This is a genomic window from Flavobacterium ardleyense (assembly GCF_042686085.1).
In the GTDB taxonomy this organism is placed as follows: domain Bacteria; phylum Bacteroidota; class Bacteroidia; order Flavobacteriales; family Flavobacteriaceae; genus Flavobacterium; species Flavobacterium ardleyense.
Window position 1 is genome coordinate 265,960 of the sequence record NZ_JBHUOL010000010.1, and the last position, 24,689, is coordinate 290,648.

The window sequence follows — 24,689 nt, forward strand, 5'->3', positions numbered from 1 at the left end:
AAATTGTTCACATATTTGCTAACCCAAATAAAGAGCAAAATAAGACCTTATTATTTTTGTAAGGTAACCTATACAAAACAAAAAAACAACTTCTGATAATTACAATTTTATGACTAAAACTGCGCAATCAGTATGGAACAACTGTCTGTCTTTTATTAAAGACAATATTCAAGATCAAGCCTACAAGACTTGGTTTGAACCGATTCAGTCAGTTGAGCTAAATGACAATGCGTTGTCTATCCAAGTACCTAGTAAATTTTTCTACGAGTGGCTAGAGGAACACTATGTGAAATTATTAAAAGTGGCATTAACTAAAGAACTTGGTCCAAGTGCAAAGTTATTGTATAAAATTAGAATGGAAAACACTTATGGTAATAAACTTCCATTTACTGAACAAATTCCTAGTTACAATAGAACGGCAGTAAAGACCCAAGAAGTTGATGTGCCGATTGCAAATAAAAATCCGGAACTTAAAAATCCATTTATAATACCTGGTATTCGCAATTTAAAAATCGAATCACAACTGAATGCTAATTATAGTTTTGACAACTTCTTAGAAGGAGATGCAAACCGATTAGCAAGAAGTGCTGGTATGGCGGTTGCTAACAAACCTGGAGGAACTTCTTTCAATCCGTTATTGATTTTTGGAGGAGTTGGTTTAGGGAAAACGCATTTAGCGCACGCTATTGGTGTTGAGATTAAAGATAAATATCCTGAAAAAACTGTTTTATATATTTCTGCTGAAATCTTCACGCAACAATATATTGATTCGGTTAAGAAAAATACCCGTATTGATTTCATTCACTTCTATCAATTGATTGATGTGTTAATCCTTGATGATGTTCAATTTTTATCAGGAAAATCAGGAACACAAGATGTTTTCTTCCACATATTCAACCATTTACATCAAAATGGAAAACAAGTAATTCTTACATCTGACAAAGCGCCGGTGGACATGCAAGATATTGAGCAACGCTTATTATCTCGATTCAAATGGGGACTTTCAGCAGAATTACACCAACCCGATTACGAAACACGTATTTCAATCCTGAAGAATATTCTATATAGAGATGGTGTTGAGATCCCCGAAGAAATAATCGAATATGTCGCTAAAAACATTAAGTCTAACGTTCGTGAATTAGAAGGTGCTATTATTTCATTAATTGCTCAATCTTCTTTCAATAAGCGTGAAGTAACTATTGACTTAGCGAAACAGGTAGTAGAGAAATTTGTAAAAAATGTAAAGCGTGAAATTTCTATTGATTATATTCAGAAAACTGTTTCTGATTATTTCCAGTTAGACATTGAAATTTTACAGTCTAAAACAAGAAAACGTCACGTGGTGCAAGCTCGTCAATTAGCTATGTTTTTTGCAAAAAAATTCACGAAAGCTTCTTTAGCCAATATTGGTTCGCAAATTGGAGATAGAGATCATGCTACCGTTTTGCACGCTTGTAAAACTGTAGATAATTTAGTAGCTACAGACAAACAATTTAAAAAGTTTGTTGACGATATCAACAAAAAATTATCGCTGTAAATGTCGGTTAAAATTCTAATGGTTTGCTTGGGAAACATTTGTCGATCTCCTTTGGCAGAAGGAATTATGCGTGCTAATCTTCCACAAGATTGTTTTGTTGATTCCGCTGGAACTGGCGCTTGGCACGCAGGTCAATTACCTGATAAACGCTCTATTGCAACAGCAAAAAATAGAGGTTTAGACATTACAAACCAAAGAGCACGTCAATTTAAAGTCAGTGATTTTGATACTTTTGATTTCATTTATGTAATGGATAATTCTAACTATCAAGATGTAATTGCCTTAGCTCCTACTAAAGAAGCAAAATTAAAAGTAAAACTAATTTTAAACGAAATTTTTCCAAACGAAAATGTTGACGTGCCAGATCCTTATTATGGAGGAGACGATGGTTTTGAAAATGTTTTTGATATTTTAGAACAAGCTTGCGGAATAATTGCAACGAAACTTTAAAATCACCATTATGAAATCACTTGGAAAACTCTATTTAATTCCTTGTACATTGTCTAATCCTGGAGAAACTACTGTTGTTCCGGAAGATGTTTTGCCACAAACTATTAAAAGAACCATTGATTTTATCGACCTTTTCATTGTTGAAAATGAAAAAACTGCTCGTCGATTTATAAAAATCATTCATCCTGAAAAAAAACAACCTGAGTTGAAATTTTCAGTATTAAACAAACACACTGAAACGGCTGCGCATTACGAATTCATAAAGCCTCTTTTAAATGGCGAAAACATTGGAATATTAAGTGAGTCAGGCTGTCCTGGTATTGCTGATCCTGGTGCTGTGATTGTAAAAATCGCGCACGAAAAAGGAATTCAAGTGGTTCCTTTAGTAGGTCCGAGTTCCATTTTACTAGCTTTAATGGCAAGTGGCATGAACGGACAAAGTTTTGCCTTCAATGGTTATTTACCAATAGACAAAGACGACAAGAAACAAGCGATTAAAGGTTTCGAACGCTTATCGCATGAAAAAAACCAGTCGCAATTGTTTATTGAAACACCTTATAGAAACAATAAATTAATGGAGGATTTGGTGCAAATATTGCAACCTAGTACGTATTTATGTGTGGCTTGTGATATTACATTACCAACAGAATACATAAAAACGAAAACTATTAACGAGTGGAAAAAAGAAAAGGCCGATTTACATAATCGACCTTGTATCTTTATTATACACAAAATGTAATTATTCTAAAACTACTTTTGCATTTACATCTGCATCGATGTGTGAAACATCATAACCTGCAAACTTTTTCATGTAACTTGATAACGAGGTTCCAAAACCATCTTTAAAACCATTTCTACCATTACTTCTCAAGTATTTTTTTACTGAGCCTGCACCACCTAAATGAGCAGCCGCCACTAAACCTGATTCTGTAATTTCGATTCCGTTGATTACCTTACCTGAGTATTTTTCAATTTCTTTTCGCAATTGCCATTTGTTACGAGCAATTAAAGCTTTGAAAGCTTTGTCCTGCCATTCGGCATTTCGCAAAAATTCTTGAAAATCATATACACCCACGGTTCGTAATGTACTTTTACCGAATTGATATTTTCCCATGTATCCAAATGGATTAACTAAATGTAAAATACCTCTTGACTCACGGTAAGCCATTTTTTGAGCAAAACCTGCGAAGGTTTTTCCTACATGTGGTACTGAAACTTCGACCACTTCTTCTACTATAACTTCATTTTCTACGGTGTACTGAATCACTTCGTTATCCGCTAAATGAAACCCTTTTACCTTTTTTTCGTCTAGGCTAATAAAACCCGACGAAATTACTGCAACTAGGATTGTCAATCCTAAAATGTAAGACCCTTTTTTTATCATGAATTGTTATTTCTCAGCGTCTGTCACTCATCTGAAATTACCGGGGCAAAGATACAAAAAAAATTATAATATTGATTTACAGCTTGTTAATCTTTTCTAAAAGTAGATGAAGTGTGCTTTAACTCCGTTGTAATCATCGTATTGCAAAGTAGGTGCAGGAATTTTTATAGTGTTAAAAACAGCGAAAAGCGACTTCAAAAAATGTGATTTTGTATCGATTTTCGTCAGATCTATGTCCAGACTTAGGTAAAATTGACGATATTCTTGTTGAAAAATACCGTTTTTGAGCGCGTCAGAATTGCTTCCGTAAAGCATATTTTCGCCTCCATAACCGATGGCAAGATTTAACCATTTTGGCACGAAGGAATCTTTAGTAAAAGAGTGAATATTGAAAGACAACCAATACGTTTGTCCGTTATAATCCTTTAATAATTGTTCATTTAAAGATTTCCCAAGCGTTTCTGGCCGTTGTTGTGCAAATTTTGTTTGATGAAATGAGAATTTTGGCGTGATGCGTTGTTCCTTCCAAAGTAATTCTTGCGAAACATATAAAGCGGTTCCGGTTGCGTTTGCGATAATATCTCCGGTTGATGCTCCCCATTCTTGCGAAAAGCCATCAAAAACCTCGACAACCGTTAAAAATCCGAATCCGACTGTTGCACCATAAATTAATTGTTCTTTTTGAGAAGCACCACTCCATTGCAACAATTCAGCTCCTGCTCTACCTAAATGATAGGAAGAATAAAAGTGTCCGACTTTATCTATTTGTAACCATTGGTCGTTATCGTTAAAAAAATGAAAATTAGATTGCGGATAATCTTTGTACCAAATTTGGTTCAAACCAATTAGTGTTGCTCCTAATACAACTGATTCACCAATATAAACACTCGATTTTCTAGGTTTATTTAAGGAATCGGAAGGTGTTAGAAAAGATTCAAAAGACGATTGTGCGTGACTGAAAACAGAACCAAAAAGGAAAATAAAACACAAACTAGCCCTGATTGGAGTGGAAATCTTTTTATAAAACCCAAAAGTTTTATAAAAAATTGCAGCGGAAAGCAGGAATAAGGAAACCAAAGAAGCACAAGCCATTCGCTCCAAAATCTATCGGTTTATGCCTAATTTATTTACCCAAGCCGAATATCGTTTTGCATTTTCTTGATGCATTGCATAATTTGAAGCAAAAGCGTGATAACCCGGTTTGTCTGGATTAGCACAGAAATAAATGTAATCGTGGTTTTCTGCGTTTAGAACGGCATCAATTGACGAAACATCGGGCATTGCGATTGGTCCGGGAGGTAATCCTTTATTAATATAGGTATTGTAGGGCGAATTTATGCGAAGATCGTTGAAGAAAACACGTTTGATTTCCTGATCAAAATCGCCCGAATTCTTTTTTATGGCATAAATCACGGTTGGATCTGCTTGCAATGGCATTTCTTGTTGCAAACGATTCAAATAAACTCCCGCAACTGCAGGACGTTCATCTACTTTTGCAGTTTCTTTTTGCACTATTGAAGCTAAAATACTAACTTCTGTAGGTGTTAAATTCTTCGCTTTCGCTTTATCTAAACGCTCTTGATTCCAAAACTTCTTGTATTCTTTAGCTAATTTACTAGCAATTTTATCCGCTGGTGTATCCCAATAAAACTCGTAAGTATTAGGAATGAATACAGCTAAGATTGTTTCTTCTGTAACATCATTTTCTTCTAAAAACTTTGGGTTTGTAAAAGCCTCTTTCAATGTTGAAGTGTCTGGCTCAAGCTGACTTGATAAACGTTCTACCAGTTTCTCTATAGTTTCTTGATTATTAAAAGCAACTTTAACGGGAACGTCTAAACGAAGGCTTCGAACGATATCAAAACTCGTCATTCCGTTTTTTAATAAAAATTTACCTGATTTTACAGATGTATCGTAATTTCTTGAAGTGGCAACGAAATCAAATTTGCTGAAATTTTCAACCATTGGCTCCATGATTCCCTTCACGTCTTCATAAGTGGAATTGGTAGGAATGTATACAAAAACTTCGTTTTGAGAGAATTTTGTATTGGGCGTAAATGCTTTAAAATAAACATAAACACAGATAGATGTTGCAACAAGCGCTCCAGCAACAACAATTATTGAAAATACTTTTTTTACGTTCAAGAGAGAAAATTTTTAATTATTATTTACTAATTGAAGAAGCATTTCGTCTTTATAAACGTTGTTTACTTTCATCCAATCTTTTTTTGTGCCAATGATTTGAAAGCCAAATTTAGTAAAAAGTTGCAAACTAATTTCATTCTCACTCCCAATATTTGCATATAACTGATGCAATTGCAACTGATGAAACGCGTATTGAATAATTAGCTCCAAGGCTTGTCCTCCAATTCCTTGGTTGCGATGGTTTTCATTTGAAATTAAAATTCCAACTCCTGCTCTATTATTTCTAGGATCAAAATCAAATAAATCGATTAATCCGACGGCTTCCAAGGTGTTGTTTAAACAAATCGCTAAACGCAATTGCTTTGCTTCGTAAATATCCTGATGTGCGTTTTCTAAATACTGACGAATTAAAAAGCGACTGTAAGGCGATTGTGTGTTGCTAACTTCCCAAATAGTTTCGTCATTTTCTATTCGGTAAACAAAAGCTAAATCTTCGGGCTCTAAAGCTCTTAAATAAATGCTATTTCCTTTAAGTGTTATCAAATTTATTTGTCTTTTTTATTTAATACTATTGCAACTGCAACACCCGCTACTATTAATAGCAAAACCAATACTATTCCAAAAATTGCTACCATAAATTAACTATTAATTGTTCCTTCAAATACAAAAGTTGCGGGTCCGATTAGAAAAACCTTGGTGTAATTTCCATTATTTTCTTCGAATTTTACTTTTAATTTTCCGCCTTGTACCTTTATATTAATCGTGTTATTTTTTGTTTTTCCGGTTTGATGCATTGCGATGGCTACAGCTGTTGCTCCAGTTCCACACGACAAAGTTTCATCTTCCACACCTCTTTCGTAAGTGCGAATTGCAAAAGTGTCATTTGAAATTTGCCTTACAAAGTTAACATTACTTCCTGCATTTCCATATAAATCAGAATACCGAATTTTTGAACCTTCGGATTTTACATCTAAAGTTTCTAAATCTGAAATTAAGGCCACGTGATGAGGCGAACCTGTATTTAAAAAAGTATAATTAGTTTCGTTTTTTATGGCATCAACATCTTTCATTTGAAGGGCAACATTATTATCGGCATTAATTGTGGCGAAATGATAACCATCGACGGCTTCAAATTCGGCCTTATCGGAAATTACGCCCATTTGCTTCGCGAAAGCTACTAAACATCTGCCACCATTGCCACACATTGAACTTTCGTTTCCGTCCGAATTATAATATACCATTTTGAAATCATATTGCGGATGATTCTCTAATAGAATTAATCCGTCTGCACCAATTCCAAAACGTCTATCGCAAAGTCTTTCAATCAGTTGAATATTTTTCTTTGGAAAAAAGTCGGTGCGATTGTCAATCATCACGAAATCATTTCCAGTTCCTTGGTATTTATAAAAAGTGAGCTTCATTATATTTCTATTTAGTACAAAAGTACAATTATTAATAAGATGTTAAACAATGTTAATCGTGCGTTAAACTGATTTTTTGGAATGGAAATTGTATTTAACTTTACGTAAATAAAAATTAATAACATGAAAAAATTTGGAAGTTTATTATTTGTAGCACTTTTAAGTGGCGCTATCACATTAGGCGCTTACAAATTCTTTTTGGAACCTAATAATGCAGGAAAACTGACGCTTGCTTCACCTAGTTTTGCAAAGAATGTGAGTCTAGGTGCTGAAAACATTGATTTTACAGTAGCGGCAGCAAATACAATTCACACGGTTGTTCACGTAAAAAACAAAACGGTTTCAAAAGTTCCGAGTAGTCCCTTTATGGAATATTTCTATGGGTATCGTGGCGACAGAGAACAGACCCAAATTGGGACGGGTTCTGGTGTAATTATAACTGAAGATGGCTATATTGTGACGAATAATCACGTTATTCAAAATGCTTCGGAATTAGAAGTTACGTTGAATAATAATAAATCGTACATCGCCAAGTTAGTTGGAACCGATTCAAAAATGGATATTGCTCTGTTGAAAATTGATACTAGTGAAAAATTACCTTATACTGTCTTTGGGGATTCGGATGCGATTAAAGTTGGTGAATGGGTTTTGGCTGTTGGAAATCCTTACAATCTAAATTCAACTGTTACGGCTGGAATTGTTTCGGCTAAAGCCAGAAATTTAGCTAAAGACGGACTTCAATCATTTATTCAAACGGATGCTGCGGTGAATCCTGGAAATAGTGGTGGTGCTTTAGTCAACACAAATGGTGAATTAATCGGAATTAATACAATGATTTCTTCTCCAACGGGAAGTTATGCTGGTTATTCTTTTGCCGTTCCTTCAAACATTACTAGAAAAATTATTGAAGATTTAATGCAATTTGGAAATGTACAAAGAGGTGTTTTAGGAATTGAAGGTGGCGAATTGAATTCGAACTTTTCGAAAGAAATTGGAATTAAAGAAACACAAGGCTTCTATATTAATAAGGTAACTAAAAATTCAGGTGCTGAAAAAGGTGGTTTACAAAAAGGAGACGTTATTACCCAATTAGACGATAGAAAAATCAATGGTTTTACCGAGCTTAATGCTTATATTAATACGAAAAGACCAAACGATGTGATTCAAGTTAAGATTATCAGAGATGGAAAACAGAAAACACTTCCTGTAATATTAACTAAAAAAGAAATTTTAAATTATGAATTCAACGGTATCGAGTTTGAGGACATTGATGCATCGGACAAAAAACAGTTGAATATTAGAGAAGGTATAAAAATTAAAAGTGTTGCCAATCCTGAATATTTAGAATATAAAGAAATTTTAGAAGGTGCTGTTATATTGAGCATTGACGGACAAAAAGCAAAAGATATGGAATCAGTTTCAAGCTATTTAGCTAAGAAAGAAAATCAAAAAGCACGTTATCAAATTATGACTAAAAACGGTCAGATGTATAGTATTATTATGTAATTTTATGTTGTAATAAAAATCAAAACCAGTCTTTTCAAACAAGGCTGGTTTTTTTATGCAAAAAGTTTCTCGAAAAGGTTATAAATCTATACTTTTGCAAATATAAACACACAATAACTATTTTTGATGGACAACATAACTTTGTACGAAAAAGAGATTGCTTTTCAGACTGATAGAAGGAAGGCTGGAGTTGAATTTATTAAAATCATTAGCGATTTATGGTTTGATAAATCAATTGAATTGGTTTTATTCCGCAATCAACTAATTGACAATAGCGTTAGTGAAATTATTAATTTACACGAATATGCAGTAGCTTTCGTTGGTAAATCAATTAACATTTTTGATTCTGTTGAAATTGCAACTGCGATAGCTACTTTAGATTTACCACCTTCTAGAATTGATATTGGAAAACTTACTTATGAATATCACTTAGAGGATAATAAGTATAATGATGCCACTGCATTTGTTGTAGACAAGCTTAAAAATGCTAAAAACTTCCAAGAAATTAAACCAAGAGACGTTGTTTTGTACGGATTTGGAAGAATTGGTCGTTTATTAGCTCGCGAAATGATGTCGAAAATTGGAAAAGGACAACAATTACGATTGAGAGCTATTGTTACAAGAGATAAACATGATACTGTTTTATTAGAGAAAAGAGCTTCATTATTAAGATATGATTCTATTCATGGAGATTTTCAAGGTTCTGTGATTGCTGATCCTGAAAATAATGCTTTATTAATTAATGGAACTACGGTTCACATGATTACAGCAAATTCTCCAGAAGAAATTGATTATACTGCTTTTGGCATTGAAGACGCATTAATCATTGATAATACAGGTGCTTTCACTACTGAAGAGGCTTTACAAAGACATTTAGTTTCAAAAGGTGCAGCTAAAGTTTTATTAACTGCTCCAGGAAAAGGTGTTCCGAATATTGTTTATGGTGTAAATCACGATGAATATAATCCTGATGAAGTGAATATTTTCTCTGCTGCTTCTTGTACAACAAATGCAATTACTCCAATTTTAAAAGCAGTTGAAGATACTTTAGGCGTTGTTAAAGGACATTTAGAGACGATTCATGCGTATACAAATGACCAGAATTTAGTGGATAATATGCACAAAAAGTACCGTCGTGGTCGTGCTGCAGCATTAAATATGGTTATTACTGAAACTGGTGCTGGAACTGCAGTTGCAAAAGCATTACCAAGTTTAGCTGGAAAATTAACTTCAAACGCTATTCGTGTTCCTGTTCCAAACGGTTCATTAGTGGTATTAAACTTAGAAGTTGGAAAAGAAACATCTGTTGCTGCAATAAACGACATCATGAAGCAATATGCTCTTGAAGGTGAATTAGTAGAGCAAATCAAATATTCTTTGAATAACGAGCTAGTATCTTCTGATATTGTAGGAACTTCTGCTCCTGCGATTTATGACAGTAACGCAACGATCGTTTCTGCAGATGGAAAAAACATTGTATTGTATGTTTGGTATGATAATGAATATGGATATAGCCATCAGGTAATTCGTTTAGCAAAATATGTTGCTAAAGTTAGAAGATATACTTACTACTAGTAGACTGAAAAATATAGAATAAAAAATAGCTCCTTAAGGAGCTATTTTTGTTTTATCAATTCTTGTAAGGTTATTTTTAAATCAAAAGTTGTATGTCTTTTATGTAGCAATCTAATAGAAAACACTAATTATGATAAGGTAATTCTATTTTCTAAGAAGTGAAGAAAATTTGGCGATAACTACTTAATTACAATTACTTCTTTAACTTCAATTTAATCATTCAATACTCTATTAACTTGCACAAATCTTCGTGCGTAGTAATGCTCTTTTGTAGATGATATAATTACTCCCGCTTGAACCGAAGAATGTATGAATTTAATTTCATCATCTAGCACTTCCGTGACCATTCCTACGTGATTAATGTAACCTCTTCCGTTTGTAGTAAAGAATATTAAGTCTCCTTTTTGAGCATTAGAACGATCTATTTTAACGCCTGATCCCGACATTGAAGCGGATGTTCGAGGCAAAGTCAAATCAATGTTTTTATAAGTCGTTAACATCAAACCTGAACAATCAAAGCCAGCGCTAGTTGTACCACCACCGCGATAACGTGTACCAATATGTTCACAAGCTTTAGCAACTAAAAAATCAGCTTTTGAAGTGTTTTCCAAAGACATTGCTCTTGCGTCTCTTTTTTCAACAAAATTGAATTTATTATCATCAATTTCTAAAGTTCCTAACTTAATGATTAAAAGATAACCCGCAGGTAAATTCTCTGCAACTTCTTCATTTAATTCTTTTAAATCATTTAATTTTAATTTGTATTTTTTAGCTATTTTATATAAAGTTTCACCTTTTTGTACAGTATGGATCATATTTCCTAACTCATCCTCACAAACGATCGGAGCCACGTAAACATCTGGCATTATAATTCTTGGTAATTCTGTCTTTTTAGATACTACTTCCTCTTCAATAACTGCCTCACCATTCGAAGCAACTATGATAATCTTATCTCCAATTTGAATACTTTCTGGAGTAATTGCAGGATTTAATTCTTTTATTTTATCTAGTGAAACACCGTATTGCTTGGAGATCTTATATAACGACTCACCGGCAACCACTGTATGAATTTCTGCAGGTTCAATTTTTTCAACAACAGCTTTTTTATTCTTATCTTCTTTTTTATAATTCTTATTTGGAATTATCAAGGTTGCTTTAAGTGGTAATATAGCTCCTTTAACCTTTGGATTTAGTTTGTAAATATCAGATTCCATCACTTTATACTTTTTCGCGATCGAATAGATTGATTCCCCACTTGATACAGTATGTTTTATCGTTTTTTGCGAAAAAACAGCAGTAGAAATGAAAAATAGTAAAAAGGCAAAAATTTTAAAAAAGCGCATTATAATAAGATTTTAATAATTTCTTTATTTTACAAAGGATTTGCAAGATAAAAAAACTCCCTTAAATAAGGGAGTTTTTAACATTAATTTATTTTATAAAGGAATATTTCCGTGTTTACGTTTTGGCGTATCAACCACTTTATTTTCGAGCATACTGAATGCTTTCATTAATTTTCTACGGGTATCGTGTGGTAAAATCACCTCATCAATAAATCCACGTTGGGCTGCTGTATAAGGATTAGCGAATAATTCAGCATATTGTGCTTCTTTCTCTGCTAATTTTGCTGCAGGATCCGCAGCTTCGCTAATTTCCTTTTTGAAGATAATTTCCGAAGCTCCTTTTGCTCCCATTACTGCAATTTCAGCACTTGGCCAAGCAAAATTCATATCCGCACCAATGTGTTTTGAATTCATTACATCATAAGCACCACCATAAGCTTTACGCGTAATTACGGTAACTCTTGGAACCGTTGCTTCGCTGAAAGCGTATAACAATTTAGCTCCGTGAACTATAATTCCGTTCCATTCTTGGTCTGTTCCTGGTAAGAATCCAGGCACATCTTCTAATACTAATAAAGGAATATTGAAACAATCACAAAAACGTACGAAACGTGCTGCTTTTATTGAAGATTTTACATCCAAACAACCTGCTAAAAATTTAGGATTATTCGCTACAATTCCAATACTTCTTCCACCTAAACGAGCAAAACCTACAATGATATTTTCAGCAAAATCTTTGTGGATTTCAAAGAAAGAATCTTCGTCAATGATATTTTCGATAACCTCAAGCATATCATAAGGTTTGTTCGCATTATCTGGAACGATGCTGTCTAGCTTCTCACGTTTTTCATCACCAACTGTGTAAGGTAATTTCGGAGTCGTTTCTCTATTATTTTGAGGTAAATAGCTCAATAAGTTTTTGATATCTTCTAGACATTCAATTCCGTTTGGCGAAGTAATATGTGCAACTCCTGATTTTGTTGAATGAGTGCTTGCTCCTCCTAGTTCTTCAGAAGTTACTGTTTCATTGGTTACAGTTTTCACAACGTTTGGTCCGGTTACGAACATATAACTGCTTCCTTCTACCATCATTGTGAAATCGGTCATCGCTGGAGAATAAACTGCTCCACCAGCACAAGGTCCCATAATAGCTGAAATCTGAGGAATTACTCCAGAAGACTGAACGTTTCTGAAGAAAATATCAGCATAACCGCCTAATGAACGTACGCCTTCTTGAATACGAGCACCACCAGAATCATTTAATCCAATCATTGGCGCACCACTTTTTAGTGCCATATCCATTACTTTACAGATTTTTTCTGCATGTGTTTCAGACAATGAACCACCAAAAACTGTAAAATCCTGTGCGAAGACATAAACAACTCTTCCGTTTATAGTTCCATAACCTGTTACTACTCCATCACCGTAATAGATTTCTTTTTCCATTCCGAAATCGGTCGTTCTGTGTGTAACTAACATTCCGATTTCTTCAAATGAACCTTCATCCATTAAATATTCAACGCGTTCACGAGCCGTTAATTTCTTTTTTGCGTGATGAGAAGCTATTCTTTTTTCGCCTCCGCCTAATTTGGCTAAAGCAATTTTATCGTTTAATACTTTTATTTTGTCTTGCATATTCATTTTTATTTTGCCGCTAAGACACTAAGGCTCAAAGTTTTTTAAAAAAAATATTCTTAAAATAAAATTGACTTCGTGACTTTGTGGCTTTGTGGCTATATTTCGAGACTTTTTTTTTATTGAATTGGTAATCGCAACACTTTTTGATCTTCCAGATAAGCTTGTAAAGCAATCATTGCAGCAATTTCTGCTTCAGTGTCTAATTTTGATTTTAGTTTTTCCGCATCATAAAACGCTTTTACAAAACCAGTATCAAAATCGCCTGAACGAAATGCTTCGTGCTCCATTACAAATTTTCCAAATGGCAATGTTGTTGCAACTCCTTCAATGTGATAATTATCGATGGCTTTAATCATTAATTCAATAGCCTCTTCACGCGTTTTTCCGTAAGTCACTAATTTAGAAAGCATTGGATCGTAATAAATAGGCACATCCATTCCTTGTTGAATTCCGTTATCTACACGAATTCCTTCACCTTCAGGTAAAATATAAGTACTTAAAAAGCCAACATTTGGTAAGAAATCATTCAAAGAATCTTCTGCATAAACACGAAGTTCCATAGCGTGACCGTGAATTTTCAAATCTTCTTGCTTCATTGTTAAAGCTTCACCACGAGCCACACGAATTTGTAATTCTACTAAATCTAATCCGGAAATCATTTCAGTAACCGGATGCTCTACTTGCAAACGGGTATTCATTTCTAAGAAATAGAAGTTGTGATTTTCATCCATTAAAAACTCAACCGTTCCTGCTCCTAAATAATCACAAGCTCTGGCTACTTTTACAGCAGCTTCGCCCATTTCTTTTCTTTTTTCTGGTGTTAATATCGCAGATGGTGCTTCTTCTACTACTTTTTGATGACGACGTTGAATACTGCATTCTCTCTCAAAAATATGCAATACGTTGCCGTGACTGTCCGCCATAATTTGAATTTCGATATGACGTGGTTTTGTTACATATTTTTCAATAAAAACAGAACCATCTCCAAAAGCATTTACGGCTTCAGAAATTGCTCGATCCATTTGCGAAATGAAATCGGCTTCTTTTTCTACAATTCGCATTCCTTTTCCACCACCGCCAGCGGCAGCTTTTATCAAAATAGGAAATCCGATTTCAGTAGCGATTTTCTTTGCTTCTTCGATATCTGTAATGGCATCTTCCGTTCCTGGAACCATCGGAATATTGTAATCTTTCACAGCATCTTTTGCTGCTAATTTATTCCCCATCATTTCGATAGCTTTCGATTTTGGTCCGATGAAAATTATGTTGTTCTTTTCGCATTCTTCTGCAAACTGTGAATTTTCACTCAAGAAACCATAGCCTGGATGAACGGCATCAACACCAAGCTCTTTACAAACTTCAATAATCTTATCGCCTCTCAAATACGATTGACTCGATGGTGCTTCACCAATGCAAACTGCTTCATCAGCAAATTTTACGTGCAACGCATTTCTGTCTGCCGTAGAGAAAACAGCCACCGTTTTGATGCCCATTTTCTTAGCCGTTTTCATTACTCGAATCGCAATTTCACCACGATTGGCAACTAATATTTTGGTTATATTTTTCATTTTATTCAATTTTTGCTACAAAGACGCAAAGTCGCAAAGTTTGTTTTTTGAAGACAAATCCGTTAAGGTCTTAATATCGTGCTGTTTCAATTCTTATTAAAAAATCAACAGAAAGAATATTTAGAAGAACTTAGTGTCTTTGCGTCTTTGCGACCTATTTTCTATTCAAATTCTATTAATAATTGTCCTTTATCTACAGCATTTCCTTTTACAACCGCTATCGATTTGATTACTCCATCTCGTGGCGAAAGAAAACTGTTTTCCATTTTCATTGCTTCCAAAATTAATAAAGGATCATTTTCTTTTACAGTTTGTCCCACTTCTACGCTGATTTCAAGAATTAATCCTGGCATTGGTGCTTTTATGGCATTGACCACTTTTGTTTTACCACGCTCAATTCCCATACTTTTGATTAATTCGTCTAAAGGATTAGAAATGGCAACTTCGTACGTATTATTATTTACTTTAACTGTGTATTTTTTAGCAATAAAATCTGTAGAAATAATTTCTGCTTGGTAAGGTTTACTATCGTTTAAGATGTGAAATTTTGATTTTTCGACACGAACAGCATCGAGTTTTTCAAGATCGCTTTCCGTAAATTCAAAATTATTTGAATTATTTACAGAAAGTTTGTAGTTATTGTTCATATCAGAATTTTTAAGTGGTCGTAAATTTACAAAAAGAAACCGTTTTCGAAAATCTAAACTGTTATTAATTTGGTAAGTTGGTATAGTTTTGAAACTAAGAAAGATTTTATGAGTTAAAAAAAGATTGAATAAAACAAATTCGTACATTAAAATTTAAAATTCCATACTTTTGTCAAAACAATAAAACTTCTAAATTCTTTTTAGACATTTAGTCTAAAAATTTTACGCGATTTAAACAATATAACTACCATTTGAAAATCAACCCTTTTATGATGAATAACTTATAGTATGTTAGATTTAATAAAATTCATTTTTTTTAAGAAAAATATTAATGAAATTGCAGTCGGAAATAAACTGAAATTATTTTTAATATTATTTTGTATTAATTTTTTAATTATGGTTTTAAGTAAAATTGTCTTTGTAGAACTTGAGGATTTAGGCCTAATTCAAAAAATAAATAAGGAAAAGAAGATACTTTATACTGGTTTTAAATTGTTCGCAATTACTGGATTTTTAGTTCCAATTATAGAAGAAATAATTAATAGACTTTGGCTAAAGTTTAATAAATATTATCTTCCAATCTCCATGAGTTTATTTGTTTTTATATTTTATTATGTTTTTATATTTAATAACAACATTGACAGCTTATTTTCAACACCATTAGACTTTTTAAAATCGCTATTTATGTCCATAGTAGTATTTTATATTATTAAGCTATTTGTTATAAAAAACGAAAAAACACTCATCTACATTTACGAACGACACATTTTAAAAATTTTAATGGGATCAGCGCTGTTTTTTTCACTTCTACACCTCTCAACTTATAACTTTAATACAGCTAATAGTATCTATTTTGTTCCTTTTTTTTTAGCTCCTTATTTCATTGCTGGAATTCTTTTAGGCTATGTAAGATTGACGTTAGGTTTTCGTTCAGCACTTTATTTTCACATTCTTCATAACTCGATTTTAGTTGGATTGAAAATACTAATTTCGTGAAATTTCGAAACAATTGTTTTACTTGCTGAAATCGATTTATGAATTTACTACGGTTTGCGTTAGGGAGCGCAGCGGCATCCTTTTTAGTTTTATAGGTTTGATAAAACCTGTGAAATTAAAAAGATATAGCGAAGAGCACGACCTGAAAGGGAACGCCCAGATCAAGAGCAGTTTCAAAAATCAATAACAATTACAATAACAATTGCAATATCAAATTAAAAAACTAATTTAAAAAATTAAAAAACCAATAAGCCGAATTGACGTAGGGTTTGTATCGGTTTGCTGTACCAAAACAGCTCAAAATCTTCAAAATTGGTCTCGAAATCGGCTTTTAGTTGCGTAAATGTTGTTTTTTCATCGGAAAATACCGAAATTCTATCTAAAATTGAAACCAGCCATTTTCCTTCTTCGGCATTTAAAGTGATGTCGAATGTTTGGGTTTTGTGGTGAAAAGTTAACTTGATCATTTCCCACGAATTTCCTTTTTTTGACTTGGTAAAAGTTTCGGTTTGAGGCGTTCCGTCTAGCCAAATTACGCGAGCATTTGGTTTTGTGGTGAATTGCGGTTCCTTTTTAAGGCAATTCTGAATGAAATCTGCGGAAACTTTAGTTTTTGGAATTTTGAAATCGAACCAATCTTGTAAATCGTAATCGAAACAAATGCCGTGCATATAATTGAACAACGATTTCTTCAATCCGAAGCTGAATTTCTCGTGATTGATTCCGGTTTTATCCTTAAAATTGATGTCGTTATTCGCGAAAGTAATCGCGTTTTTCTCGGGAGTTACACCAAATTCCTCGGGAAGCAATCCGATTGGCGAATGGGCCGTCATCGCAAATTGATGCCAAAATCCACTTTGCAACACACCCGATTCAAACAATTGTCGCACCAATTCCAAGCTATCAACTGTTTCTTGAATCGTTTGAGTGGGAAAACCATACATCAAATAAGAATGCACCATTATGCCACTTTCGGTGAAATTCCGGGTGACTTGAGCGACTTGCTCAACGGTTACTCCTTTTTTGATTAGTGCTAGAAGTCGGTCTGAAGCCACTTCCAATCCGCCAGAAACGGCGATACAACCAGAAGCTTTTAGCAAAATACATAAATCGGCTGTAAAACTTTTTTCGAAACGAATGTTGGTCCACCAAGTGACAACGATATTCCGTTTGATGATTTCCAACGCCACTTCACGCATCAATGCTGGCGGTGCAGCTTCATCTACAAAATGAAATCCGTTTTCGCCTGTTTGTGCGACCAATTCTTCCATTCGATCTACTAAAATCTTAGCAGCGATGGGTTCATAAATCTTTATATAATCGAGTGAAATATCACAAAAAGTACATTTTCCCCAATAGCATCCGTGTGCCATTGTGAGTTTATTCCATCGGCCATCGCTCCATAAACTGTGCATAGGATTGGCGATTTCGATTACTGAAATATATTTATCCAACAACAAATCGGAATAATCGGGCGTGCCGACTTCGCTTTGTTTGTAATCGTGACGTAATGTGTTATTTTTATAAACTACTTCATGATTTTCTAGAAGAAATGTTCGTTTAAATTGAGGTTCTACAGTAAGGTCTGGATTACAAACTGCACTATGTAGTAATTCTACCGGCAATTCGCCATCATCTAAAGTAATAAAATCGAAAAACTCAAAAACTCGTTTGTCTTTTAATTCGCGTAATTCTGTATTTGGAAAGCCTCCACCCATGGAAACGTTAATCGTTGGATAATTTGCTTTTATGAATTGGGCACAACGAAAAGCACTGTATAAATTCCCAGGAAAAGGAACTGAAATCAGGACTAATTTAGGTTGAACCGATTGAATTCTTTCCTCTAAAATACGAAGTGTGCTTTTGTCAAAAAATGTTAGGTCGTTTTGAAGGTAAGCATACATTTCGTCGAAGGAATTTGCACTTCTTCCTAAACGTTCAGCATAGCGACTAAATCCGAAATTCTCATCGATACATTCGACAATAAAATCAGATAAATCTTCTAGATATAAAGTGGCTAAATGCTTCGCTTTATCTTGCATTCCCATAGTTCCGAACGCATAATCCATATCGTCTAATTGTGCAAAACGAGAAGCTTCGGGAATAAAATTACCGGAACAAATTTGTCTGGCTAACGAAGGATTTTTACCTTGAAGAAACGCAATTATTGAATCAACTGTTTTGATGTATTCGTTTTTCAAAGCAATAATTCGCTGGGTATTTTCTGAAATTGCTGCATCAGAAGCTACCGATTGAAACATTGAAATCAATTCTTTTTTTGAAAATACATCAATAATCACTTCTATACCCAAATCCATCTGAAATGCGGAAATGTTTTTGGTATTCAAAAAACCTTTGATGTAAGCCGTTGCTGGATACGGTGTATTCAGTTGGGTAAAAGGCGGGGTGATTAATAAAATGTCTTTCAAGGGAATTGCTTTTTGCAAAGGTAGAATTAATTTAAGTTGATTTATTATGAAATAAATATTTGGTGTTAAAATGTATGATTATAAATAGTATTTTTGCCGTCTTAGATTTTTATATGAAAACACTTTACATTACGATTGTATTCCTTTTTACGATTGGCTTATTTGGACAAAATCAAACTAAATCAGTAGGATTTATTGAGAATAAAGGGCAAATTATAGATCAGAAAGGAAAGGAAAATAAAAACGTTCGCTTTTTATTGAATACTAATGGGCTAAATGTGCAATTGAGGACTTATGGCTTTTCTTACGATGTCTATGAGACTGAAAAAACACCTTTAACTAAAAAAGATAAAGAATTTCATTCTACTATTGCAAATTTAGAAAATGCGACTAAAACTCCAGAATATTCATTAAAATATAAGTATCACAGGATTGACATCGACTTTTTAAATGCAAACCAAAACGTTAAGTTAATTCCGGAAGAAAAATCTACAGATTATGACAATTATTATAATGTTGTTCATGCTCCAAACGGAATAACAAATGTATATAAGTTTCAAAAAGTAACGTATCAAAACATTTACAATAATATAGATGTTGTGTTTTTTATCCCGAAAGACAGTACAAAGGTTGTAGAATATAATTTTATAGTAAAACCAGGTGGAAAAGTATCTGACATTCAGCTAAAGTTCAATGGTGCAAAAACGGATTTGGTAGCTAATAAAATCAAAATGAATCTTCGTTTTGGGCAAATGGATGAAACCTTGCCTTTAAGTTGGATTGAAAACGGAAATTTAAAACAAGAAATTTCCGTTAATTATAAAAAAATAAAGAAGAATATTTATGGTTTTGAAGGTGAGATAAATTCTTCAAATAAAACGATAGTGATTGATCCGGTTCCTGTTAGGCTTTGGGGAACATTATATGGAGATAGAACTAATAATCATTATTCATTAGGTACCGTAAACAATACAATAGATTCCTACGGCAATTTGTATATGTCTGGTTCTACTTCAGCATCAAACTCATCTTTTGCTACTTCTGGTGCACACCAAAACTCTATTCCTACTTCACAATATTTAAATACAAATGGTATTATTGTAAAATTTAATACAAATGGAACAAGATTATGGGGTACATACTACGGAGGAATTAATTATAATGATATTCGTGGCATAAAAGCAGACTCACAAAATAATATTATTATAACTGGTCAAACACAGTCGCCAATAAATATTAGTACAATTGGATCTCATCAAGAGAATTTCCAAGGAAATCGAGATGCTTATATTGTTAAATTTAATGAATCAGGAGTGAGAATTTGGGGTACTTATTTTGGTGGAAATAATGATGACTTCGCATTTGGTTTAGATATAGATAATTTAAATAACATATATATTGTAGGTGGTACTTCAAGTGTTTCAGGAATTGCTCATAATTCTAATTTTCAATCCCACTTATTTCAAAGTACTTCAAGTTATAGCGATGCTTTTATAGCAAAATTAGATTCAACAGGAACTATTATTTGGAGTACCTATGCTGGTGGTGAAAGCTTTGAAAGTTTTAATGCTGTGGTTGTTAAGGATAACCATGTAGTTGCGGTTGGTTATACTAGAAGTGAGAATAACATCGCAACAAGTGGAGTGTTTCAAGAGACTAAATATCCAAACGGACAAATTGATGGTATTATTTATAAATTTTCAAATAATGGAAATAGATTATGGTCTTCATATTACGGTGGTGACAATATAGAAGAAATTCTTTCTGTAGAAATTGATGATGAAAATAATATTTATATTGGAGGTCAAACAGCCAGTAGTTCCAACATGACAACAACAGGAAGTTTTCAATTTTCAGCTCAAGAATTATATAAAGGATTTTTCGCTAAATTATCTAATAGTGGAGCAAGAGTTTGGGGTTCATACTTAAATAATTTAAATGTTTATTCAATTATTTATAAAAACAACGCTATTTACGTTGGAGCAACTGGAAGTTCTAGCAATCAAAATCTAACGAATTCTTGTTCTTTCAATAGGAATCTTAATGGAAAAAGTTTGGGATATATTGGTAAATTTTCTAAAAATTGTAATTTAATTTGGGGCTCATTCCTCGGTGGAGATGCAATGAATGGCGGTTTTGTTATTGATTATGCAACCAAATTGTCTATTGATAACAACAATAATATTTATGTTTCTGGAATAACCAGTTCCAATAACTTAATATCAGATAGCAGTAGTCATCAACAAAACATGATAGGATTATCAAATTACTATTCTATGAAGTTTCTGGAAACTAGTCCAAATGTAATTAATATTTCAAGTAACTCACCCGCATGCGTTGGTGGTACAATTAACCTAACAGCATCTGGTGGAACCAACTATTTATGGACGGGCCCAAATGGGTTTACATCTATAGAACAAAATCCAATAATTCCAAATGCAACCGTTTTAAATAGTGGAGAATATTCTTGTGAAATTACTGGAACTGGAGCCTGCGATAATACAGCTATGTTAAACATTGTTGTTGGAGATACAAGTCCACCTGTTCCAAACATAACATCATTACCAGAAATAAATGGTGATTGTAATACTGTTATTTCAACTCTTCCGACTGCTTTGGATGGTTGTGCTGGAACTATTACTGGAACTACAACAAATCCATTAACTTACTCAACTCCTGGAAATTATACGATTACTTGGAATTATGATGATGGAAATGGAAACATTAGCAATCAAACACAGAATGTTACAATTTCATCTGTTGTATTACCAACATTAACATCACCACAGCAATTCTGCCTTCAGGAAAACGCAACTATAAATAACATTCAAATTACAGGACAAAATATTAATTGGTATGATGCACCAACTAACGGTAATATTTTACCATCAACAACAATTTTGCAAAATGGCATAACTTATTATGCTTCACAAACAATAAACGGTTGCGAAAGTACAAGAGTTCCTGTTTTAGTCAATATTCAAAATACACCTGCTCCAACAGGAAATATAAATCAAAGTTTTTGCACAACTGAAAATGCAACTTTAAATACTATTGCTATTACCGGAACCGATATCATTTGGTACGATAGCTTGTCTGCAAATACTGTTTTACCAATTGGTACGCTATTACAAAATGGTACCACTTATTATGCTTCCCAAACTATAAATGGCTGTGAAAGCTCAACACGATTAGCCATTACCATTCAACTAATTAATACTTTAAATGCCACTAATTATTCTGAAAATTTCTGTGATGAATTGAATAATGGTTTTGAAACGATTAATTTAACTAATTACAATGCAAATTTAATTGCTTCCACTGGAAATACATTTAAATACTATTATTCTTTAAATGGTGCTACAAATCAAATTGTTTCGGAAGAGATTTTGAATTCATCGAATTACAATCTAACAATCGGTAACGATATTATTTATGTAAGAATTGATTCACCAAATACATGTTTTCAAGTAGTGGAAGTGAATCTTACTTTAGTCAGTAAACCAATCGTTACTATTAATGATACAATGCCGATCTGCGAAGGTTCTTCTATTACAATTTCGGCTGGAAATGGATTTGACACTTATCTTTGGTCTACAAACGAAGTTACACCTTCAATTACAGTTTTTCAGCCTGGAACTTATTCGGTGACCGTTTCAGAAAATCATGGAACATTTGTTTGCTCTTCTACAAAAAACTTTAATGTCGTGAATTCAAATATTGGAACAATTTCGCAAGTAATTACTTCCGATTGGACTCAGAACGAAAACACAATTACTGTTTTACTGGCCGATACAAGTTCTGGCAACTATGAATACTCGCTAAATGGAATCGACTATCAAGATAATAATACTTTTTATGGCTTAGAAAATGGTGAATATACCGTTTATGTAAGAGATAAAAATGGTTGCGGAGTTAATTCCGAATCTGTTTATTTGTTGATGTATCCGAAATATTTTACGCCAAATGGTGATGGTCATAATGATTACTGGACGATTAAATTTTCTGAAAACGAACCCAATTTAATGGTAACTATTTTTGATCGATATGGAAAGGCAATTACACAATTTAATCCTAATAATTTTGGTTGGGACGGAACTTATAACGGAAAACCACTTCCGTCAACAGATTATTGGTTTGTTGTAAAAAGACAAAACGGAAAAGAACACAAAGGTCATTTTTCATTGAAAAGATAAATTCATAAGCGTATGTTAAACCTTCATTAGGCTATTTATTTTTTGATTATTTTAGCAAAAAATAAATAGCCTAATGCCAAGTGACTGTATAAACTATCAAAATTCGGGATATTTCTCAAAACTAATCGTAGATTATTTAGACGAAAAGTCTGAATTGCAATCTTTATACAATAGATTTCCGAAAATTGAGAACTTTCAGGAACAAATTAGAGAGAAAAGCATCAATTTCAATGACAAGCACAAAAGGCAAGTTTTAGTTGAATCGCTAGAAAAACAATATGCAAATTTTGTTATTTCGGATGCGACTTCGGCTAATATTCAACTACTAATAGAAGATAATACATTTACTATTACAACAGGTCACCAATTGAATTTATTCACGGGTCCGTTGTATTTTTTATATAAAATTGTTTCGACTATTAATTTGTGTAAAGAACTGAAATTGGTTTATCCGCAATTTAATTTTGTACCCGTTTATTGGATGGCGACGGAAGATCACGATTTTGATGAGATTAATTATTTCAACTTCAAAAATCAAAAGATTCGATGGAATCGCGAGAGTTTTGGTCCGGTTGGAAGACTTTCTACGGAAGGTTTAGAGGAAGTATTTGAAACTTTTTCTAAAGAATTGGGCTTAGGAACGAATGCCGATTTTATTCGGGATTTGTTTAAGAAATCTTATTTAGAACATTCGAATTTGGCTGATGCCACTCGTTTTTTAGCGAATGAATTGTTTAAAAATGAAGGTTTGGTGATTCTAGATGGTGATTCGCACGAGTTGAAGCAACTTTTTATTCCTTATGCGAAGAAAGAATTGTTGGAACAAACTTCGTTTGAAAAAGTAAACGAAACACTTCCAAAATTAAACGATTATAACATTCAAGTTAATCCACGAGAAATTAATCTTTTTTATATTGAAGATGATTTGCGAGAACGTATTGTTTTTGAAGACGGCGTTTATAAGGTGAATAATACGAATACCACATTTGCCGAAAGTGAAATTTTAGCCGAATTAGAAAATAATCCTAAAAAATTTAGTCCGAATGTAATTTTAAGACCGCTTTATCAGGAAGTTATTTTACCCAATTTATGTTACATTGGAGGAGGAGGCGAAATTGCTTATTGGTTGGAATTGAAATCGAACTTTGAGGCGAATAATGTTACTTTTCCGATGCTATTGATACGTAATTCTGTCTTATTACCTTCTGAAAAGCAAGCTTCTAAATTGGATAAATTAGCGTTAAATTGGAAAGATATGTTTTTATCGCAACAAACGTTAATTGATAACAAAACGAATGAATTATCCAATTTTACGATTGATTTTTCAGTACAGAAAGAAGCGTTGAAAAAACAGTTTGAAGGCTTACATCAAATTGCGAATCAAACCGACAAATCGTTTATTGGTGCAGTGAAAGCTCAAGAAGCGAAACAAATAAAAGGTTTAGATCATTTAGAGAAACGTTTATTGAAAGCCGAACGAAAAAACCACGCCGATCAATTAGAACGAATAACTCTTATACAAAACGAATTGTTTCCTAATAAAAGTTTGCAAGAACGTCAGGTTAATTTTAGTGTGTTTTATTCGGAATTTGGTCCGAGTTTAATTGCTAGTTTATTGGAAGAATTGAAACCTTTGGAGCAGGAGTTTGAGGTGCTAGTTTTGAAATAAATTTGATTTTTCACACTTCTAGAAATCCCGCAAGTAAACAACAATAAAAGACCATTCTCAATTAGCCCTGATTGCAGTGGAAATCTTTTTCTAAAATCTTTTAATTTTAGAAAAAATTGCAACGGAAAGCAGGAATATGGAAACCAAAAAAGCCCAAGCGATTCGCTCCAAAAACTTTTAATCTA

The 24,689-nt window shown here is 33.3% G+C and carries 18 protein-coding genes; 8 read left to right on the forward strand and 10 right to left on the reverse strand.

Annotated features, from left to right (window positions below):
• Positions 1 to 109: 109 nt before the first annotated feature.
• Genes dnaA through ACFSX9_RS05120 form a run of 3 tightly spaced genes read left to right on the forward strand, consistent with a single transcriptional unit; the run spans position 110 to position 2,726 of the window.
• On the forward strand, positions 110 to 1,537 hold the full coding sequence (gene dnaA / locus ACFSX9_RS05110) for a chromosomal replication initiator protein DnaA (RefSeq protein WP_379805244.1): 1,428 nt from the start codon (positions 110 to 112) through the stop codon (positions 1,535 to 1,537).
• A complete protein-coding gene (locus ACFSX9_RS05115) occupies positions 1,538 to 1,987 on the forward strand; it encodes a low molecular weight protein-tyrosine-phosphatase (protein ID WP_379805247.1) in 450 nt (149 codons plus the stop codon).
• 10 nt (positions 1,988 to 1,997) lie between these two features.
• Positions 1,998 to 2,726, forward strand: a complete 729-nt coding sequence (locus ACFSX9_RS05120; protein WP_379805249.1) for an SAM-dependent methyltransferase — start codon at positions 1,998 to 2,000, stop codon at positions 2,724 to 2,726.
• Here the strand turns inward: ACFSX9_RS05120 and ACFSX9_RS05125 are convergent, their stop codons facing one another.
• From ACFSX9_RS05125 to dapF, 5 genes are all read right to left on the reverse strand, one after another.
• A complete protein-coding gene (locus tag ACFSX9_RS05125) occupies positions 2,727 to 3,371 on the reverse strand; it encodes a peptidoglycan-binding protein LysM (RefSeq protein ID WP_379805251.1) in 645 nt (214 codons plus the stop codon).
• Between the two features lie 96 nt (positions 3,372 to 3,467).
• The gene (locus tag ACFSX9_RS05130; RefSeq protein WP_379805253.1) at positions 3,468 to 4,361 is read right to left on the reverse strand and encodes a DUF2279 domain-containing protein; all 894 of its coding nucleotides are present in this window, start codon (positions 4,359 to 4,361) and stop codon (positions 3,468 to 3,470) included.
• 114 nt (positions 4,362 to 4,475) lie between these two features.
• Complete coding sequence (gene mltG, locus ACFSX9_RS05135) at positions 4,476 to 5,516, reverse strand: endolytic transglycosylase MltG (protein WP_379805256.1); 1,041 nt, start codon at positions 5,514 to 5,516, stop codon at positions 4,476 to 4,478.
• 12 nt (positions 5,517 to 5,528) lie between these two features.
• Complete coding sequence (locus tag ACFSX9_RS05140) at positions 5,529 to 6,059, reverse strand: GNAT family N-acetyltransferase (RefSeq protein WP_379805258.1); 531 nt, start codon at positions 6,057 to 6,059, stop codon at positions 5,529 to 5,531.
• A 95-nt stretch (positions 6,060 to 6,154) separates the two neighbouring features.
• Complete coding sequence (gene dapF, locus ACFSX9_RS05145) at positions 6,155 to 6,937, reverse strand: diaminopimelate epimerase (protein WP_379805260.1); 783 nt, start codon at positions 6,935 to 6,937, stop codon at positions 6,155 to 6,157.
• A 123-nt stretch (positions 6,938 to 7,060) separates the two neighbouring features.
• On the opposite strand from dapF, the gene ACFSX9_RS05150 reads away from it, so the two are divergent.
• Complete coding sequence (locus tag ACFSX9_RS05150) at positions 7,061 to 8,443, forward strand: S1C family serine protease (RefSeq protein ID WP_379805263.1); 1,383 nt, start codon at positions 7,061 to 7,063, stop codon at positions 8,441 to 8,443.
• 126 nt (positions 8,444 to 8,569) lie between these two features.
• Complete coding sequence (locus ACFSX9_RS05155; RefSeq protein WP_379805266.1) at positions 8,570 to 10,018, forward strand: glyceraldehyde-3-phosphate dehydrogenase; 1,449 nt, start codon at positions 8,570 to 8,572, stop codon at positions 10,016 to 10,018.
• Between the two features lie 212 nt (positions 10,019 to 10,230).
• Here the strand turns inward: ACFSX9_RS05155 and ACFSX9_RS05160 are convergent, their stop codons facing one another.
• The 4 genes from ACFSX9_RS05160 to ACFSX9_RS05175 form a co-directional block, all read right to left on the reverse strand.
• Positions 10,231 to 11,361, reverse strand: a complete 1,131-nt coding sequence (locus tag ACFSX9_RS05160) for a LysM peptidoglycan-binding domain-containing protein (RefSeq protein ID WP_379805269.1) — start codon at positions 11,359 to 11,361, stop codon at positions 10,231 to 10,233.
• 93 nt (positions 11,362 to 11,454) lie between these two features.
• On the reverse strand, positions 11,455 to 12,996 hold the full coding sequence (locus ACFSX9_RS05165) for an acyl-CoA carboxylase subunit beta (protein WP_379805398.1): 1,542 nt from the start codon (positions 12,994 to 12,996) through the stop codon (positions 11,455 to 11,457).
• A 119-nt stretch (positions 12,997 to 13,115) separates the two neighbouring features.
• Positions 13,116 to 14,558, reverse strand: a complete 1,443-nt coding sequence (accC, locus tag ACFSX9_RS05170) for an acetyl-CoA carboxylase biotin carboxylase subunit (protein ID WP_379805400.1) — start codon at positions 14,556 to 14,558, stop codon at positions 13,116 to 13,118.
• 170 nt (positions 14,559 to 14,728) lie between these two features.
• Positions 14,729 to 15,214 (reverse strand): biotin/lipoyl-containing protein, encoded by a 486-nt coding sequence (locus ACFSX9_RS05175; protein WP_379805272.1) that lies wholly within the window; start codon positions 15,212 to 15,214, stop codon positions 14,729 to 14,731.
• A gap of 288 nt (positions 15,215 to 15,502) precedes the next feature.
• Between ACFSX9_RS05175 and ACFSX9_RS05180 the strand changes: the two genes are divergently transcribed.
• Positions 15,503 to 16,210: a hypothetical protein gene (locus ACFSX9_RS05180; RefSeq protein ID WP_379805274.1), complete on the forward strand. Its 708-nt coding sequence runs from the start codon at positions 15,503 to 15,505 to the stop codon at positions 16,208 to 16,210.
• A gap of 236 nt (positions 16,211 to 16,446) precedes the next feature.
• Here the strand turns inward: ACFSX9_RS05180 and ACFSX9_RS05185 are convergent, their stop codons facing one another.
• Positions 16,447 to 18,639, reverse strand: coding sequence for a B12-binding domain-containing radical SAM protein (locus ACFSX9_RS05185; RefSeq protein ID WP_379805276.1), 2,193 nt, complete (start codon positions 18,637 to 18,639; stop codon positions 16,447 to 16,449).
• A 74-nt stretch (positions 18,640 to 18,713) separates the two neighbouring features.
• Between ACFSX9_RS05185 and ACFSX9_RS05190 the strand changes: the two genes are divergently transcribed.
• Entirely contained in the window at positions 18,714 to 22,835 is a 4,122-nt protein-coding gene (locus ACFSX9_RS05190; RefSeq protein ID WP_379805282.1) for a DUF7948 domain-containing protein, read from the forward strand.
• Between the two features lie 73 nt (positions 22,836 to 22,908).
• Positions 22,909 to 24,504 (forward strand): bacillithiol biosynthesis cysteine-adding enzyme BshC, encoded by a 1,596-nt coding sequence (gene bshC, locus ACFSX9_RS05195; protein ID WP_379805306.1) that lies wholly within the window; start codon positions 22,909 to 22,911, stop codon positions 24,502 to 24,504.
• Positions 24,505 to 24,689 lie beyond the last annotated feature (185 nt).